This window comes from Pseudomonas sp. 203-8 (assembly GCF_020708595.1).
GTDB classification, from domain to species: Bacteria; Pseudomonadota; Gammaproteobacteria; order Pseudomonadales; family Pseudomonadaceae; genus Pseudomonas; species Pseudomonas aeruginosa.
Genome location: NZ_JAJFDF010000012.1, coordinates 180,006 through 195,821, shown reverse-complemented (window position 1 = coordinate 195,821; position 15,816 = coordinate 180,006). Strand labels below are relative to the sequence as shown.

At 68.6% G+C, this 15,816-nt stretch carries 13 protein-coding genes; 7 read left to right on the top strand and 6 right to left on the bottom strand.

What is annotated here, in order from left to right:
• Positions 1 to 11 precede the first annotated feature (11 nt).
• From LJF27_RS26480 to LJF27_RS26470, 3 genes are all read right to left on the bottom strand, one after another.
• Positions 12 to 878: an MBL fold metallo-hydrolase gene (locus LJF27_RS26480; RefSeq protein WP_023117188.1), complete on the bottom strand. Its 867-nt coding sequence runs from the start codon at positions 876 to 878 to the stop codon at positions 12 to 14.
• 197 nt (positions 879 to 1,075) lie between these two features.
• Positions 1,076 to 2,857 carry an acyl-CoA dehydrogenase C-terminal domain-containing protein gene (locus tag LJF27_RS26475; protein WP_003118167.1) on the bottom strand — a complete coding sequence of 594 codons (1,782 nt, stop codon included), beginning with the start codon at positions 2,855 to 2,857 and terminating at the stop codon, positions 1,076 to 1,078.
• A gap of 117 nt (positions 2,858 to 2,974) precedes the next feature.
• Positions 2,975 to 4,597 carry an acyl-CoA synthetase gene (locus tag LJF27_RS26470; RefSeq protein WP_003093598.1) on the bottom strand — a complete coding sequence of 541 codons (1,623 nt, stop codon included), beginning with the start codon at positions 4,595 to 4,597 and terminating at the stop codon, positions 2,975 to 2,977.
• A 245-nt stretch (positions 4,598 to 4,842) separates the two neighbouring features.
• Here LJF27_RS26470 and bfiS point away from each other — a divergent pair, with 245 nt between their 5' ends.
• From bfiS to LJF27_RS26435, 7 genes are all read left to right on the top strand, one after another.
• The gene (bfiS, locus tag LJF27_RS26465) at positions 4,843 to 7,119 is read left to right on the top strand and encodes a two-component system sensor histidine kinase BfiS (RefSeq protein ID WP_003123960.1); all 2,277 of its coding nucleotides are present in this window, start codon (positions 4,843 to 4,845) and stop codon (positions 7,117 to 7,119) included.
• A 2-nt stretch (positions 7,120 to 7,121) separates the two neighbouring features.
• On the top strand, positions 7,122 to 7,766 hold the full coding sequence (gene bfiR, locus LJF27_RS26460; protein WP_003114717.1) for a two-component system response regulator BfiR: 645 nt from the start codon (positions 7,122 to 7,124) through the stop codon (positions 7,764 to 7,766).
• Positions 7,767 to 7,921: 155 nt separating this feature from the next.
• Positions 7,922 to 8,752, top strand: a complete 831-nt coding sequence (locus LJF27_RS26455; RefSeq protein ID WP_014602473.1) for an ABC transporter substrate-binding protein — start codon at positions 7,922 to 7,924, stop codon at positions 8,750 to 8,752.
• Between the two features lie 84 nt (positions 8,753 to 8,836).
• Positions 8,837 to 9,535 (top strand): amino acid ABC transporter permease, encoded by a 699-nt coding sequence (locus LJF27_RS26450; RefSeq protein WP_003101388.1) that lies wholly within the window; start codon positions 8,837 to 8,839, stop codon positions 9,533 to 9,535.
• A complete protein-coding gene (locus LJF27_RS26445) occupies positions 9,532 to 10,236 on the top strand; it encodes an amino acid ABC transporter permease (protein ID WP_010793457.1) in 705 nt (234 codons plus the stop codon). Before LJF27_RS26450 ends, LJF27_RS26445 begins: the two co-directional genes overlap by 4 nt.
• Positions 10,233 to 10,976: an amino acid ABC transporter ATP-binding protein gene (locus LJF27_RS26440; RefSeq protein WP_003101384.1), complete on the top strand. Its 744-nt coding sequence runs from the start codon at positions 10,233 to 10,235 to the stop codon at positions 10,974 to 10,976. Before LJF27_RS26445 ends, LJF27_RS26440 begins: the two co-directional genes overlap by 4 nt.
• 8 nt (positions 10,977 to 10,984) lie before the next feature.
• Positions 10,985 to 11,989, top strand: coding sequence for an isopenicillin N synthase family dioxygenase (locus tag LJF27_RS26435; RefSeq protein ID WP_003101381.1), 1,005 nt, complete (start codon positions 10,985 to 10,987; stop codon positions 11,987 to 11,989).
• A 40-nt stretch (positions 11,990 to 12,029) separates the two neighbouring features.
• Here the strand turns inward: LJF27_RS26435 and pqsL are convergent, their stop codons facing one another.
• The 3 genes from pqsL to LJF27_RS26420 all read right to left on the bottom strand — a co-directional run bounded on the left by pqsL (position 12,030) and on the right by LJF27_RS26420 (position 15,788).
• On the bottom strand, positions 12,030 to 13,226 hold the full coding sequence (gene pqsL / locus LJF27_RS26430) for an FAD-dependent monooxygenase PqsL (protein WP_023117187.1): 1,197 nt from the start codon (positions 13,224 to 13,226) through the stop codon (positions 12,030 to 12,032).
• Positions 13,227 to 13,393: 167 nt separating this feature from the next.
• The gene (locus LJF27_RS26425; protein WP_003101377.1) at positions 13,394 to 14,884 is read right to left on the bottom strand and encodes an aldehyde dehydrogenase; all 1,491 of its coding nucleotides are present in this window, start codon (positions 14,882 to 14,884) and stop codon (positions 13,394 to 13,396) included.
• Complete coding sequence (locus LJF27_RS26420) at positions 14,877 to 15,788, bottom strand: dihydrodipicolinate synthase family protein (RefSeq protein ID WP_003118988.1); 912 nt, start codon at positions 15,786 to 15,788, stop codon at positions 14,877 to 14,879. Before LJF27_RS26420 ends, LJF27_RS26425 begins: the two co-directional genes overlap by 8 nt.
• Between the last annotated feature and the right edge of the window lie 28 nt (positions 15,789 to 15,816).

Genomic DNA, 15,816 nt, shown 5'->3' with positions numbered 1-15,816 from the left:
GCGCCTTTCGCTCAGGCCTCGAGGTTCTCGACCCGCTCGAGGGTGTCGTAGAGGCTGTAGCGCTCCTGTTCGTCGCGTCGCACCCGGCCCATGGCGACGCACGGATCATGGGTGAAGACCAGTCGGCCGTTGCGGGCGATGAGGCTGTCCAGCAGGCGTTCCTTTTCCTCGATCAGGCCTTCCGGGAAGCGGTCGTAGCCCATGGTCAGCGGTAGGTGTACCCAGGGTGCGCCGGGGATCAGGTCGCCGCTGAATACCACCGGGCCGTCGGGCATGGCGATCTCCGGGAGCATCTGGCCCGGGGTATGGCCTTCGCTGAAATGGAAACGCCAGCCCTCGCCCAGATGCGCCGAGCGCTCGCCGTCGTCGAGCAGCTCCAGGCGTCCGCTGGCCTGCAGCAGGTCGAGCAGTTCCGGCACGAACGAGGCTCGGTCGCGCGGGTGCGGCTGGCGCGCGCGCTGCCAGTGGCGGCGGCCGCTGACGAAATGCGCGTTGGGGAACAGCAGGCGCGCCGGCTGGCCTTCTTCCCAGGCGGCGAGCAGGCCGCCGGCGTGGTCGAAGTGCAGGTGGGTGAGCAGCACCACGTCGATGTCGGCGTCGTCCAGGCCGGCCGCGGCGAGGCTGTCGAGCAGTACGTGGCGCTCTTCCTGGACGCCGTAGCGCTGGCGCAGGGCGGGCGGGAAGAACGCGCCGATGCCGGTCTCCACCAGTACGTTGCGCTCGCCGTCGCGCACCAGCAGGGCACGGCAGCCGAGGTCGATGCGGTTCTCCGTATCGGGCTGCATCCAGCGTGACCAGAGCGCGCGCGGGGCATTGCCGAACATGGCGCCGCCGTCGAGTTTCTGGCTGTTGCCGAGGAGGGTGGTGAGGGTTCGCATGGATATGTCCTTGTTCCTGGTCTAGCGAATAACCGGCGGTTGCGTCGTTTTTCAAGAATGCCTGGCCGGCTTCCCGGGCGTCGTAGGGCGAATAACCGCTTCGCGGTTATCCGCCGTTATCGCGGGCTGTCGGCGGACAGCGCGTTGCATGCTGTCCCGGAAAAAACACGCGGCCCACGGGCCGCGCGACGGAAGCTTCAGAACTGTTCCGCCTCCAGGCCGTACAGGCTTTCGCTGCCGGCTTCGACGGCGGCGGCGAGGGAGTGCACGCGGGGCAGGATGCGGGCGAAGTAGAAGCGCGCGGTGGCCAGCTTGCCGTCGTGGAACGCCGGGTCGGCCTCGCGCTGGCGCAGCGCGGCGGCGGCCATGCGCGCCCAGAGGTAGGCGTAGGCGGTATAGCCGAACAGATGCAGGTATTCCACCGAGGCTGCGCCGATCTCGCGCGGGTCGTTGCCGGCGCGGGCGACGATGCCCTGGGTGAGGTTGTCCAGCAGGTCCAGGGCGGTCAGCAGCGGGGTGACGAACTCCGCCAGTTCGGCGTTGGCGCCGGCGGCGAAGGCTCGCACCTCGCGGCTGAAGATGGAGAGGAACAGCCCGCCGTTGGCGACCACCTTGCGGCCCATCAGGTCGAGCGCCTGGATGCCGTTGGTGCCTTCGTAGATCTGCGCGATGCGTACGTCGCGCACCAGTTGCTCCTGGCCCCATTCGCGGATGTAGCCGTGGCCGCCGAACACCTGCTGGCCGAGCACGCAGCTCTCCAGGCCGGTATCGGTGAAGAAGGCCTTGGCCACCGGGGTCAACAGGGCCACCAGGGCTTCGGCCTGGCTGCGTTCTTCCTGGTCCTCGGCGTACTTGGCCAGGTCGAGCTGCTGCCCGACATAGGTGGAAAAGGCGCGGCCGCCCTCGGTCAGCGCCTTCATGGTGAGCAGCATGCGGCGCACGTCGGGGTGCACGATGATCGGGTCGGCGGCCTTGTCCCTGGCCACCGGGCCGGTCGGCGCGCGGCTTTGCAGGCGCTCGCGGGCGTAGGCGACGGCGCTCTGGTAGGACATCTCGGCGCAGCCGATGCCCTGGATGCCGATGGACAGGCGCTCGTAGTTCATCATGGTGAACATCGCCGCCAGGCCCTTGTTGACTTCGCCGACCAGCCAGCCACTGGCGCCGTCGAAGTTCATCACGCAGGTGGCCGAGGCCTTGATCCCCATCTTGTGCTCGATGGAGCCGCAGTGCACCGCGTTGCGTGCGCCGAGCGCGCCGTCGTCGCCGACCAGGAACTTCGGCACCAGGAACAGCGAGATGCCGCGCGAACCGGCCGGCGCGTCGGGCAGCTTGGCCAGCACCAGGTGGATGATGTTCTCGGTGAGGTCCTGCTCGCCGCCGGTGATGAAGATCTTCGTCCCGCTGATCCTGTATGAACCGTCGGCCTGCGGCTCGGCCTTGGTGCGGATGATGCCCAGGTCGGTGCCGGCGTGCGGTTCGGTCAGGCACATGGAGCCGGCCCAGGTGCCGGCGTACATGTTCGGCAGGTACCTGTTCTTCAGCTCCTCGCTGCCGTGTGCATCGAGGGCCAGGCAGGCGCCGGCGGAAAGGGTCGAGTAGAGGCTGAAGCTGGCGTTGGCCGCGTACATCATCTCCTCGAACTGCACTGCCAGCATCTTCGGCATGCCCATGCCGCCATGGGCCGGATTGCCGGTGAGGCCGACCCAGCCGCCCTCGGCGTAGGTCGCGTAGGCCTCGCGGAAGCCGGCCGGGGTGCGCACGGCGCCGTCCTGCCACTGCGCGCCTTCTTCGTCGCCACTGCGGTTGAGCGGCGCGAGCAGGCCGCCGGTGACCTTGGCCGCTTCCTCGAGGATGGCGTCGGCGGTGTCGGCGTCGATCCGCTCGGCCAGTCGCGGCAGGCGCTGCCACAGGGCGGGGGCGTCGAACACGTCGTTGAGCAGGAAGCGCATGTCGCGCAGCGGGGCGTTGTATTCAGGCATTGCACACCTCGTCGGTGAACGGCCGGCGGGACGGCCGCAGGTACAGGGTTGCCCGTGCGCATCCTGCCTACGGCCGCCGTGGTACGGCCGCTGCACGGGCAATTCGGCTGGCGGCGCTCAGAGGGCGGCGGCCCACTCGCGCAGCACGTATTTCTGGATCTTGCCGGTGGAGGTCTTCGGCAGTTCCGAGAACACCACGGTACGCGGAATCTTGAACGCGGCCAGGTGTTCGCGACAGAACGCGACGATCTCGCTCTCGGCAAGCCCCTGATGATCGCTCTTCAGGGTAATGAACGCACAGGGCGTTTCCCCCCACTTTTCGTCGGGCCGCGCCACCACCGCCGCCTCCAGCACCGCCGGGTGGCGGTAGAGCACGCCCTCCAGTTCGATGGTGGAGATGTTTTCGCCGCCGGAGATGATGATGTCCTTGAGCCGGTCGCGGATCTCGATGTAGCCGTCCGGATGGCAGACCGCCAGGTCGCCGGTATGGAACCAGCCGCCGGCGAAGGCTTCCTCGGTGGCGCTGGGATTCTTCAGGTAGCCCTTCATCACGGTATTGCCGCGCATGAATATCTCGCCGATGGACTGGCCGTCGCGCGGCACCGGCTCGAGGGTCTTCGGGTCGGCCACCATCACCCCTTCGAGGGTCGGGTAGCGCACGCCCTGGCGCGACTTGATCGCGGCGCGTCGCTCCAGCGGCAGGTCGTCCCACTCGCCGTGCCAGGCGCAGACCGTGACCGGGCCGTAGACCTCGGTGAGGCCGTAGACATGGGTGACGCGGATGCCCATCTCTTCCACCGCGCCGATCACCTTGGCCGGTGGCGCGGCGCCGGCGACCATGGCATGCACCGGGTGGTCGATGGCGGCCTTGGCCGAGTCGGGCATGTTGATCAGGGCGTTGAGCACGATGGGCGCGCCGCACAGGTGGCTGACCTGGTGCTCGCGGATCAGGGTGAGGACCTTTTGCGGATCGACCCGCCGCAGGCAGACGTGGACGCCGGCCAGCGCGGTCACCGTCCACGGATAGCACCAGCCGTTGCAGTGGAACATCGGCAGGGTCCAGAGGTACACCGGGTGCTGGCCCATGGACCAGGTCATCTGGTTGCCCAGCGCGTTCAGGTAGGCGCCGCGGTGATGGTAGACCACGCCCTTGGGGTTGCCGGTGGTGCCCGAGGTGTAGTTCAGCGAGATCGCCTGCCACTCGTCCCGGGGCCATTCCCAGGCGAACTGCGGGTCGCCCTCGGCGAGCAGCGCCTCGTAGTCCAGTTCGCCAACCGGGCGGCCTTCGCCATACTCGGGGTCGTTGACGTCGACCACCAGCGGCGGGTGGTCGAGCATACCGATGGCGGCATGGATCACCTCGTGGAATTCGTAGTCGGTGATCAGCACCTTGGCTTCGCCGTGTTGCAGCATGAAGGCGATGGCTTCGGCGTCGAGGCGTACGTTGAGGGTGTTCAGCACCGCGCCGATCATCGGCACGCCATAGTGCGCCTCGAGCATCTCGGGGATGTTCGGCAGCATCACCGCCACCGTGTCGCCCTGGCCGATGCCGCGCCCGGCCAGGGCCGAGGCCAGGCGTCGGCAGCGTTGGTAGGTCTGCGCCCAGTCGCGGCGGATGTTGCCGTGGATCACCGCGGGGTAGTGCGGATAGACGCTGGCGGTGCGCTCGATGAAGCTCAGCGGCGTCAGGGCGATGTGGTTGACGGCGGCGGGCGCGAGACCCTGTTCGAAGATCGACATGAAGAGTACCCCGTGGCTGATTGTTAGCTCTGTTCTGGGTAAGGGTCACGATCTGCCGCGCGCGGAGAGACTGCGTCGAAAACGGCTGGTTTCTCTGGCTCGGCAGATCGTGAACAGCTTCCAAGGACCAGGCGAAGCGCTCCTTGGGTTGGGGCGATTTATAGCAACGATGAAAAATATATGGAAGTTAAACCATAAGCTTATAGTATAAATACCATATAAATTCCCAGGACCATCTTCCGCCCATGAGTCCGCTTCCCGCTTCGCCTGCCCTCAACAGCCTCCTGCGCCTGCTGCGCGAGGGCGCGCCGCTGGTCGAGCGGGTCGGTGCGCTGCGCCGCTTGCTGCTCGAACATCCGGGCACGCGCCAGGCCTGGTACCTGGCCTGGCAGCCGCAGGCGCAGACCTATACCCCGGTGCCGCCGTCGCCGGCGCTGCCGCCGGGCGCCGGCGAGCCGAACCGGGCCAGCGACCTGGCGTTGCGCGAGCGGCTGGTGCGCGACGGCCGGCTGGCTCTGGACGAATTGCGGCGTTCCGCCTCCTGGCTCGGCGCGCGCTTGCGGCGTGCCGGCGTGGAGCATGGCATGGCCTTCGCCCTCGACCTGCAGGCCGGCGACGAAGGCCTGCTGCTGGTGGCCAGCGATACGCCGCAGAGCGCTGCGCTGGACTGGCTCGGCCTGCTCCTCGCACCGTTGCTCGCCGCCGCCCGTGGCGTCACCCGCGCTGCGCCGTTCCTCGCGGCCGACCCGCAGCCGGCGCTGCTGCTCGACGGCGAGGCGCAGGCGGTGGAATTCAACCAGGCCTTCCTTGCCTTGCTTGGCGAGCGGCCGCGCGAGGCCTGGCGCGCTTACCTCCCGGCCAACCATGGGCAACTGGTGCGCGCCAGCCTGGGGCAGGCGCGGGCCCTCGGCGAGGTGGAGGCGGAGTGCGACGGGCGCATCCTGCTCTGGCAGTTCATTCCCGACAGCGCCGAGGCCCGGGTGCTGGCGCGCTGCCGCGACGCCACCGCCAGCCTGCGCGGCGAGCGCGAGGCGGCGCGGGCCAGCCGGCTGTACCGGCTGATCACCGAGAACACCACCGACCTGATTTCCCGGCATACCCTCGACGGCATTTTCCTCGACGCCTCGCCGGCCTCCTGGACCCTGCTCGGCTACTGGCCGGAGGAACTGCGCGGGCGTCCGGCGCAGGCGTTGTTCCACCCCCAGGACCGCGGCCAGGTGGCGCTGCGCGCGCGCGAAGCGCTGGAGCAGGACGGCTACCTGACCATCACCTACCGTATCCGCCACCGCGACGGCCGCTACCGCTGGTTCGAGACCGCCAGCCGGGCGATCCGCGAGACCTACACCGGGGCGGTGGTGGAGGTGGTCAGCGTGTCCCGCGATGTCACCCGGCGGGTCGAGGCGGAGGAGAACCGCCGGCGCCTGGCCGAAGTGGTCGAGGCGAACACCGACCTGGTGCTGTTCGTCGAGCATGGCGGCCGCGTCACCTACCTCAATCCTTCGGCACGTGCCGCCCTCGGCATCGCCGACGGGCAGGAGGCGCCGGCGCTGGAACGCCTGCTGGCCGGCGACACTCCGGCGCGGCTGGCCGAAGAGGGTTGGCGACAGGCGCGCGATGGCGGCGTTTGGAGCCGCGAGGGGCGCCTGCAACCGCAGGACGGGCGTCCGTCGCTGCCAGTCTCGCTGGTGTTGCTGGCCCATCGCGGCCGCGGCGAGGAGCGCTATTACTCGCTGGTGGCCCGCGACATGACCGAACGCGAACTGCGCGAGGCCCAGCAGCGCCGTCACCAGGACGAACTGGCGCACACTGCGCGGCTGGTCACTCTCGGCGAACTGGCCTCGGGCATCGCCCACGAGATCAACCAGCCGCTGGCGGCGGTGATGAACTACGCCAGCGCCAGCCAGCGTTACCTGGCCGTCCTCGGCAGCCAGCCCGAGGCCGCCGGGCGGGTGGCCGAGGGGCTGGCGCGGATCGGCGAGCACGCCGGCCACGCGGCGGAGGTGATCAAGCGCCTGCGCGCCTTCCTGCGCAAGGGCCAGCGGCGCCTGCAGGCGCTCGACCTCAACCAGGTGGCACGCGAGGCCATCGGCCTCTGCGCGTGGGAAGCCGGGCACTGGCAAGTGGCGGTGGAAGAGGCGATGACCGACAATCCGCCGCCGCTGTATGCCGACCGCGTGCTGCTCGAACAGGTGTTCCTCAATCTGCTGCGCAACGCCATCGAAGCCAACCGCGAGGCGCATCCCGGCTCGCCGTCGCGGGTCGTCATCGGTAGCCGCGTCGAGCCCGGCGGGCTGCTCTGCCTGTGGGTTCGCGACCAGGGACCGGGAGTGCCGGCGGATCAGCTGGAACACATTTTCACGCCGTTCCACACCAGCAAGCCGGAAGGGCTGGGCCTGGGCCTGTCGATGAGCCGCAGCATCGTCGAGGGCTTCGGCGGCACCCTCGAAGCCGAGCTGCCGGCGGATGGCGGGTTGCTCATGAACTGCCGGCTGCCGCTCGCCGCCGGCGCCACGGGAGGGTAACGATGGCTATGCCTGACGAAGCGCTGGTCTACGTGGTCGACGACGACCAGGGCATGCTCGAATCGACGGTCTGGCTGCTGGAATCGGTCGGCCTCAAGGCACGGCCCTTCACCCAGGGCCGGGACTTCCTCGATGCCTGCGAGGGCGGCCGCCATGCCTGCGTCCTGCTCGACGTGCGGATGCCCGGCATGGGCGGGCTGAACGTGCAGGACGAACTGCTGGCGCGCGGCATCGACCTGCCGGTGATCTTCGTCAGCGGCCATGCCGACGTGCCCATCGTGGTGCGCGCCTTCAAGGCCGGTGCGGTGGATTTCATCGAGAAACCCTACAACGAACAATTGCTGCTCGACAGCGTGCAGCAGGCCCTCGATCGCCACGCCCGTCGGCGCCGGCACCACGATCTCGACGCCGGGTTGCACGAACGCCTGGACAGCCTCACCCCGCGCGAGCGCGACGTGCTCTTGCCGCTGGTGCGCGGCTATACCAGCCGCGAGGTGGCCGAGCAACTGGAAGTCAGCGTGAAGACCGTCGACCTCTACCGCGCGCGGGTGATGAAGCGCATGCAGGCCCAGACCCTGCCGGAGCTGGTGGGCATGGCCATCGCCGCCGGGCTGGTGGACCCGCTGCGCTTGCGCGAGGGCACCTGAGCGCGCGCGGGCCCTGGCGCGGGGCGGGAAGTGGCATAGTTTGATATCTCATATGGTTATATGAAAACCATATTTCACCGGATGTTTGGTTATTAATAGACTGCGGCCCACCCGGCGCCCGACGTCGAACCCCATTCCTCCGCGAGATACCCATCATGAAGATTCGCCTGCTTGGCGCAGCCTTGGCGGCTGTGTTCACCCTGATCGGCAGCGCTGCCCATGCCGACGACCTGGCCGACATCCGCAAAAAGGGCGAGATCGTCATCGGCACCCTTGGCACCGACGAGCCGAACAGCTTCATCGACCCGAAGACCCGTCAGATCATCGGCTACGAGGTCGATCTTGGTACCGAGATCGCCAAGGCCATCGGGGTCAAGCCGGTGTTCAAGCAGATTTCCGTGGCGGCGCGTATCCCGGAGTTGCAGCAGGGCCACGTGGACCTGCTCGCCGCCTCGCTGACCCACAACAAGGAGCGCGAGGCGCTGGTGGATTTCTCCTATTCGATCATCGTCACCGGGCAGAAGGCCCTGGTGAAGAAGAACGCCGGCTTCGCCTCGCTGCATGACCTCGACGGCAAGAAGGTGCTGACGGTCAAGGGCGGCACCCAGGAGCCGAACATCCGCAAGGCGCTGCCCAACGCCCAGGTGGTCACCTTCGAGACCAGCCAGCAGGCGCTGCTGGCGTTGCAGCAGGGCAAGGGTCAGGCCTTCGTCGACGACGAGTCGGCACTGGTCAACGATTTCGGCAAGCTCGGCGCGGCGGCCGGCGGCTACGCCATTCTGCCGGAGAACCTGAGTACCGAGGCCCTGGCCATCGCCTTCCGCAAGGGCAATCCGCAACTCAAGCAACTGGTCGACTCGACCCTCGCCGGCCTGGAGCGCAGCGGCGTGGCGGAGCAGCTGTACCTCAAGTGGTACGGGCCGGGCACCAAGTCCAACCTCAGCGAGCGCCACTTCAAGATCGATTCCGACCGGATCCCCGAGTGAGCGCCTGACGTCTCTGCGTGACGGCGACCATGCGCGTCGCCGCCCGTCCCCTGTGAGTCCTCGCGGACAGCGTGCGCCTTTCCCATGTTCGAGTTCGATTTCTCCCTGCTGCTGCGCGGCCAGTACCATGAGATGCTGGTCGCCGGCCTGCTGCTGTCGCTGAAGCTGGCCGCCGTCACCCTGGTCTTCGCCGTGCCGCTGGCGATGCTGGTGGCGCTGCTGCGCCTGGCGCCGTTCCGCGCCCTGCAATGGCTCGGTTTCGCCTATGTCGAGAGCATCCGCAACGTACCGCTGCTGGCGCACATGCTGTTCTGGTACTTCGCCGCGCCGGAATGGCTACCCGAGGACCTCAAGGCCTGGCTCTACGCCGGCAACATCGAGGCCGCCAGCGCTATCGTCGCGCTGACCCTGTACACCGCCGCGTTCATGAGCGAGGACATGCGCAGCGGCATCCGCGCGGTGCCCACGGTGCAACTGGAGGCCGCCCGCGCGCTGGGCTTCGGCTACCTGGCGAGCATGCGCCTGGTGATCCTCCCGCAGGCCTTGCGGATCACCGTACCGCCGCTGATCTCGCAAACCCTCAACCTGTGGAAGAACACCAGCATCGCCACGGTGATCGGCGTCGCCGAGCTGATGTACCAGGCCGGCCAGGTGGAGAGTTCGACCTTCCGCAGCTTCGAGTCCTTTGCCTTCGCCACCGCGGCCTATCTCAGCGTATCGCTGCTGATCACCGGCGCCGCCGCCTGGTACCAGCAGCGCTATCCGGGAGTCGAACGGCGATGACCACCCTGGAACTGATCGATAGCTACTGGCTGTACTTCCTCGTCGGCCAGTACCCCAACGGGCCGCTGGGCGGGCTGGCCCTGACCCTGGTCCTGGCCTCGCTGGCGCTGCTGCTGGCGCTGCCGCTGGGCATCCTGCTCGGCCTGGCGCGGGTCAGCCCCTGGCGCTGGCTGCGCTGGCCGGTCACCGCGCTGGTCTTCGTGGTGCGCGGGGTGCCGTTGCTGATGGTGATCTTCTGGGCCTATTTCTTCCTGCCGACCCTCACCGGCCAGCGCACCGACCAGTTCACCACCATGCTGCTGGCGCTTGTGCTGTTCGACGCGGTGTACCTGGCCGAGATCGTCCGCGCCGGCATCCAGGGCCTCGACCGTGGCCAGTTCGAGGCGGCGCGTTCGCTCGGCCTGGGCTACCTGGCGAGCATGCGCCTGGTGATCCTCCCGCAGGCGCTGCGCAACATGCTGCCGTCGTTGGTCAACCAATTCGTCTCGACGATCAAGGAGACCTCCCTGGGCTACATCATCGGCCTGGCCGAAGTCAGCTTCATCGCCTCGCAGATCAATACCCAGGTGTTCACCCTGCCGACCCAGGTCTACCTGATCCTCGGCCTCACCTATTTCATCCTGTGCTTCGGACTGTCGCGTTTCGCCTTCTGGCTCGAACGCCGCCAGGCGCAGCGTGGCAATCCCAAGGAGGCCCGATGATCCGGCTGGAAAAGGTCAACAAATGGTACGGCGCCTACCACGCCCTGGCGGATGTCGACGAACAGGTCGGCCGCGGTGAGGTGGTGGTGGTCTGCGGACCCTCGGGCTCCGGAAAATCCACCCTGATCCGTACCCTGAACCGCCTGGAACCGATCCAGGGCGGGCGCATCCTGATCGATGGCCAGGACATCCACGCTCCCGGCCTGGACCTCAATCGCTTCCGCTCGCACATCGGCTTCGTGTTCCAGCAGTTCAATCTGTTCCCGCACCTGAACGTGCTGGACAACTGCACCCTGGCGCCGCTCCGTTTGCGCGGCCTGAAACCCGCGGAGGCGCGCAGCCAGGCCATGGCGCTGCTGGAGCGGGTCGGCCTGGCGGACAAAGCGGCGGCGTTCCCCGCGCGGCTTTCCGGCGGCCAGCAGCAGCGCGTGGCGATCGCCCGCGCGCTGGCGATGGAGCCGCCGCTGATGCTGTTCGACGAACCGACCAGCGCCCTCGACCCGGAGATGGTCGGCGAGGTGCTGCTGGTGATGCGCGACCTGGCCCGCGACGGCATGACCATGGTGGTGGTAACGCATGAGATGGGCTTCGCCCACGACGTCGCCGACCGCGTGCTGTTCATGGACGCCGGCCGGGTGCTGGAGCGCGCCAGCCCCGACGATTTCTTCAACCGCCCGCAGCACCCGCGTGCGCGGAAGTTCCTCGCCGACATCCGCACCCCCTTCGCCCAACCCCTGTGAGGAACGCCATGAGCACTCCGAGTCTGCCGATCATCGATATCGCCGCCCTTGCCGGCAGCGACCCGGCGGCGCGACGGTCGGTCGCCGTGCGAATCGACCGCGCCTGCCGCGAGCAGGGCTTCTTCTACGTGGTCGGGCACGGCGTCGAGGCGCAACTGGTCGAGCGCCTGGAGCGCCTGGCGCGGCAGTTCTTCGCCCTCGACGAGACGAGCAAGCTGCGCTGGCGCATGGAGCTTGGCGGGCGCGCCTGGCGCGGCTATTTCCCTCTTGGCGGCGAACTGACCTCCAACCGCCCGGACTGGAAGGAAGGCTTGTACCTGGGCAGCGAACTGGACGCTGAGCATCCCGAAGTGCGCGCCGGGACGCCGCTGCATGGCGCCAACCTGTTCCCCGAGGTGCCCGGCCTGCGCGAGACGCTGCTGGAGTACCTGGACGCAACCACCCGCGTCGGCCACAGGCTGATGGAGGGCATCGCCCTCGGTCTGGGACTGGAAGCCGACTACTTCGCCGCGCGCTATACCGGCGATCCGCTGATCCTCTTCCGCCTGTTCAATTACCCGAGCCAGCCAGTGCCGGAGGGCCTCGACGTGCAGTGGGGCGTCGGCGAACACACCGACTACGGCCTGCTCACGCTGCTCCACCAGGACGCCATCGGCGGCCTGCAGGTGCGCACCCCACAGGGCTGGCTGGAGGCTCCGCCGATACCGGGCTCGTTCGTCTGCAACCTCGGAGACATGCTCGAACGCATGACCGGCGGCCTCTACCGCAGCACGCCGCACCGGGTGGCACGCAACACTTCGGGGCGCGACCGCCTGTCGTTCCCGCTGTTCTTCGATCCGAACTTCCATGCCCGCGTGCAGCCCATCGAAGGGCTGCCCGAGGTGCCGGAACAGGATGACAGCGCCCGTCGCTGGGACCAGGCCAACGTCCACGCTTTCCACGGCGAGTACGGCGACTACCTGCTGAACAAGGTGGCCAAGGTATTCCCGCAGTTGCGCCGCGACCTGCTCTAGGCGCGCGGCCGGACGATACGCTCCGGCCGCGCTGGCGGGTTCAGCCGAGCGGCGCCGGCGACCGCACCGGCTGGTAGGAGCGCTCGCCGCCCAGGGCTTCCGGCGTACGGCTGCTGCCCTGCAGGGCGGTGTCGAAGACCCCGGCGAAGCGCTGGCGATCCTCCAGGCTGGTGGCCAGCGCATGGCCATAGGAGACGATCGCCTGGTTCACCGGGAAGCGCTCGGCCTGGTAGCCGGCCAGGGCATCCTCCAGCGCGCAGGCGTCGCGCAAGGCCAGGTCGAGGGCGTCGGCCAGGGCGCTGGCGTCCTCGATGGCCAGGTTCATGCCCTGGCCGGTGATCGGATGCACGTTGTGGATGGCGTCGCCGAGCATCGCCACGTTGTCCGCCCAGTAGCGGTCCAGGTTCAGGTAGCCGATGGGGATGCCCTTGAAGCGCGAAGTGCCGGTGACGGCGGCGATCGCCTCGGCGCTCTCGTCGCCGACGAAGCGTTGCAAGCGCCGGCGCAGCGACTCGCCGCGGGTGTCGGCCATCAGCTCGCGCGCCTCCTCCCTGGGGAAGCTCACCACCAGTCGCGCGCGGTCGAAACCGATCGGATAGAAGTAGGCCAGCCCGCCCTGCGAGTCCACGTACAGGCGGTTGCGCTCGGCCACGCAGGGCGCCAGGGCGAAGGTGCCGACCAGCATCGGCGACGGGTAGGGGCGGCGTTCCACCTCGATATCGAGCAGCCGGCGGCGCACGTAGGAGGCGATACCGTCGGCTCCCACCACCACCCGCGGACGCAGCACGCGGCCGTCGTTCAGGCGCACCTGGTCGATCGCGTGGCGCTCGTCGCGCTGCACCGCTTCGATGCGGGTCTCGAACAGCATCTCGACGGTCGCTTCGCCGTCGATTTTTTCCAGTACCAGGCGGCGCAGCGACTCGCAGGGCATGAGGATGAAATAGCCGCGCGCGTCGACGCTGGAATAGTTGAAATAGCGAAGCAGCTCGCCGTCGTGATAGACCTCCAGCTCATGGCGGACCCGCCCACCGCGACGGGTCACCTCGGCCAACAACCCGGCCGCCTCGACCACCCGGATGCCGGCCGGCTTGAGCAGGTCGGCGCCGTTGATCGCGCGTTCGCGCCGTGCCTGCTCCACTACCACCACGCGGTGGCCCTGGCGGCCGAGCAGGTAGGCGAGCATCGCCCCGCCGATGCCGCAGCCGTTGATCAGTACATCGATATGGTTGTCCGTCATGGATGAGTCTCCGTGTCGTTCCTGGCGGAAAAGGGAAGGGTGGAGGCAGCAGCATAGCGACGGAACGTTATGCAGAATGGGTGTTGTCTGCACTTGGTCGCCTGTCCGGCCCGGTTGTCCGGTCTCGCCGCCAGGCGGGAGTGCCGGCCCTTGCGGGCCGGACAGCTTCAGGAAGCGTCGATCCAGATGGTCTTCAACTCTGTGTACTGGTCGTGTGCCCAGACCGACTTGTCGCGACCGCCGAAGCCTGACTCCTTGTAGCCGCCGAAGGGCGTCGAGGCGTCGCCCTCGCCGAAGCAGTTGACGGTGACGATCCCCGCGCGGATCTCCCGCGACAGGCGCAGTGCGTGGCGCAGGCTGCCGGTGTAGGCCGAGGCGGCGAGGCCGTAGACGGTGTCGTTGGCCAGGGCGATGGCTTCGTCGATGTCGTCGAAAGAGGTGACCGAGAGCAGCGGGCCGAAGATTTCCTCGCGGAACAGCCGGCTGTGCGGCGAGACGCCATCGACCACGGTCGGCTCGACGAAGATGCCAGCCTCGGTGGCGCCGCCGAAGCGCACCGCCAACCGCTCCGTCCTGGCCTGGTCGAGGTACGCGCGGACCTTCTCGAAGTGCGCCGGGCTGACCAGCGCGCCGAGGCGATTACGCGGATCCAGCGGGTCGCCCATGCGCCACTCGCGGAGCTGCGCGCCGATGCGTTCGAGCAGCGCCTCGCGGACCTCGGCGTGGACGATCAGCCGCGAGGACGCCGAGCAGTTCTCGCCCATGTTCCAGAACGCGCCGTTGACCACGTGTTGCGCCACCAGGTCGAGGTCCTCGACATCGTTCATCACCACCGCCGGGTTCTTGCCGCCGCACTCCAGTACCACCCGCTTGAGGTTGGACTCGGCGGCGTACTTGAGGAACAGGCGGCCGGTCGCGGTGGAGCCGGTGAAGCTGACCATCGCCACGTCCGGGTGGCGGCCCAGCGGTTCGCCGGCCTCGCGGCCGCCGCCGGGGACCACGTTGAACACCCCGGCGGGGATCCCCGCCTGGCTGGCCAGTTCGGCGACGCGCAGGGCGGTCAGGCTGGTCTCGGGGGCCGGCTTGACCACTACGGAGCAGCCTGCCGCCAGCGCCGGGCCGATCTTCCAGGCGAGCATCAGCAGCGGGAAGTTCCACGGCAGCACCAGGCCGACCACGCCGATCGGCTCGCGTACCACCATGGCCAGCGCCGCCGAACCGACCGGGGCGGTGCTGTCGTAGATCTTGTCGATCAGTTCGGCATGCCAGCGCAGGGTATTGATGGTTTCCGGCAGGTCGGTGTGCTGGCATTCGCGGATCGGCTTGCCGCTGTCGAGGCTCTCCATCACCGCCAGTTCCAGCAGGTGCTCTTCCAGCAGCTCGGCCAGGCGCAGCAGCGCCGCCTTGCGCTCGGCGGGCGTGCGCGAGCGCCAGCGGCCGTCCTCGAACGCCCGCCGCGCGCTGGCCACGGCGTGCCCGACGTCCTCCGCGTCGCAGGCGGCGACCTGCGCCAGCAGCTCGCCGGTGGCCGGGTTGGTCGAGGCGAAGGTGCGGCCGCCGCAGGCATCGCGGAACCCTCCGTCGATGAAGGCGCGCTGGGGAAGGTCCAGCGTCGCGGCGATGGCCGCGTATTCCTCCCGGCTCAGCAGCTCAGTCATGGCGGCCACCCTCGACGATCCGCGCGACCTCGCCCTTGAGCCTGGCGACGATCTCCGCCAGTGCCGCCTTGCCGGCCTCGTCCAGCGCCTTCAGCGGCGCACGTACGCCGCCGGCGCGCAGGCCGGCCAGTTCGCAGCCGTGCTTGATCGACTGGACGAAGTGACCGCTTTCGAGAAAGTCCATCAGCGGCATCATCGCCGCCATGATGCGCCGGCCCTTGGCGAAGTCGTTCTCGACCACGCAGGCCTGGTACAGGGCGAGGTGTTCGCCAGGGATGAAGTTGGAGCCGGCGCAGACCCAACTGCGCGCGCCCCAGGCGAAGAACTCCAGGGCCTGGTCGTCCCAGCCGCAGGACAAGGCGATCCGCGGGTGGCGGCAGGCCAGGCGGTGCAATTGCGCGGTGGAGCCGGAGCTTTCCTTGATCGCGACGATGTTGCGGCAGCCGGCGACGGCGGCGAAGAACGCCTCGTCCATCTCCACGCCCATCCGCGCCGGATAGTTGTAGAGCATGATCGGCAGGCCGGCGGCGCGATCCACCGCCAGCACGTGCTCGGCGATCTCCCGCGAGGTCGGCAGCGCGTAGGGCGGCGAGCCGACCAGGATGGCGTCGGCGCCGATGGCGCGGGCGGCTTCGGCGTAGGCCAGCGAGTCCTCGGTGCGGATCGCGCCGGTTCCCACCACCAGCGGCAGGCGCCCGGCGATGACTTCGCTGGCGTGGGCGGCGAGGGCCAGGCGTTCCTCGGCGGTGTGCGCGTAGTACTCGCCGGTGGAGCCGCCGATCACGATGCCGTGCACCTTCGACTCGACGAGAAACTCCAGGACCTCGGTGAAGGCCTGGGTGTCGATGCTGCCGTCGGCGCTCAGCGGGGTGATGGCGGGGGTATAGATACCTTCGAATTTCACGGGGGTTCCTCCTGTGGGATGCTGGGCC

What these genes read in the sequence shown, in the direction of transcription:
- LJF27_RS26480 (WP_023117188.1), bottom strand. Translation starts at nt 878, where the DNA reads ATGCGAACCCTCACCACCCTCCTCGGCAACAGCCAGAAACTCGACGGC.
- LJF27_RS26435 (WP_003101381.1), top strand. Translation starts at nt 10,985, where the DNA reads ATGAGCACTCCGAGTCTGCCGATCATCGATATCGCCGCCCTTGCCGGC.
- pqsL (WP_023117187.1), bottom strand. Translation starts at nt 13,226, where the DNA reads ATGACGGACAACCATATCGATGTACTGATCAACGGCTGCGGCATCGGC.
- bfiS (WP_003123960.1), top strand. Translation starts at nt 4,843, where the DNA reads ATGAGTCCGCTTCCCGCTTCGCCTGCCCTCAACAGCCTCCTGCGCCTG.
- LJF27_RS26475 (WP_003118167.1), bottom strand. Translation starts at nt 2,857, where the DNA reads ATGCCTGAATACAACGCCCCGCTGCGCGACATGCGCTTCCTGCTCAAC.
- LJF27_RS26445 (WP_010793457.1), top strand. Translation starts at nt 9,532, where the DNA reads ATGACCACCCTGGAACTGATCGATAGCTACTGGCTGTACTTCCTCGTC.
- LJF27_RS26455 (WP_014602473.1), top strand. Translation starts at nt 7,922, where the DNA reads ATGAAGATTCGCCTGCTTGGCGCAGCCTTGGCGGCTGTGTTCACCCTG.
- LJF27_RS26450 (WP_003101388.1), top strand. Translation starts at nt 8,837, where the DNA reads ATGTTCGAGTTCGATTTCTCCCTGCTGCTGCGCGGCCAGTACCATGAG.
- LJF27_RS26440 (WP_003101384.1), top strand. Translation starts at nt 10,233, where the DNA reads ATGATCCGGCTGGAAAAGGTCAACAAATGGTACGGCGCCTACCACGCC.
- bfiR (WP_003114717.1), top strand. Translation starts at nt 7,122, where the DNA reads ATGGCTATGCCTGACGAAGCGCTGGTCTACGTGGTCGACGACGACCAG.
- LJF27_RS26425 (WP_003101377.1), bottom strand. Translation starts at nt 14,884, where the DNA reads ATGACTGAGCTGCTGAGCCGGGAGGAATACGCGGCCATCGCCGCGACG.
- LJF27_RS26470 (WP_003093598.1), bottom strand. Translation starts at nt 4,597, where the DNA reads ATGTCGATCTTCGAACAGGGTCTCGCGCCCGCCGCCGTCAACCACATC.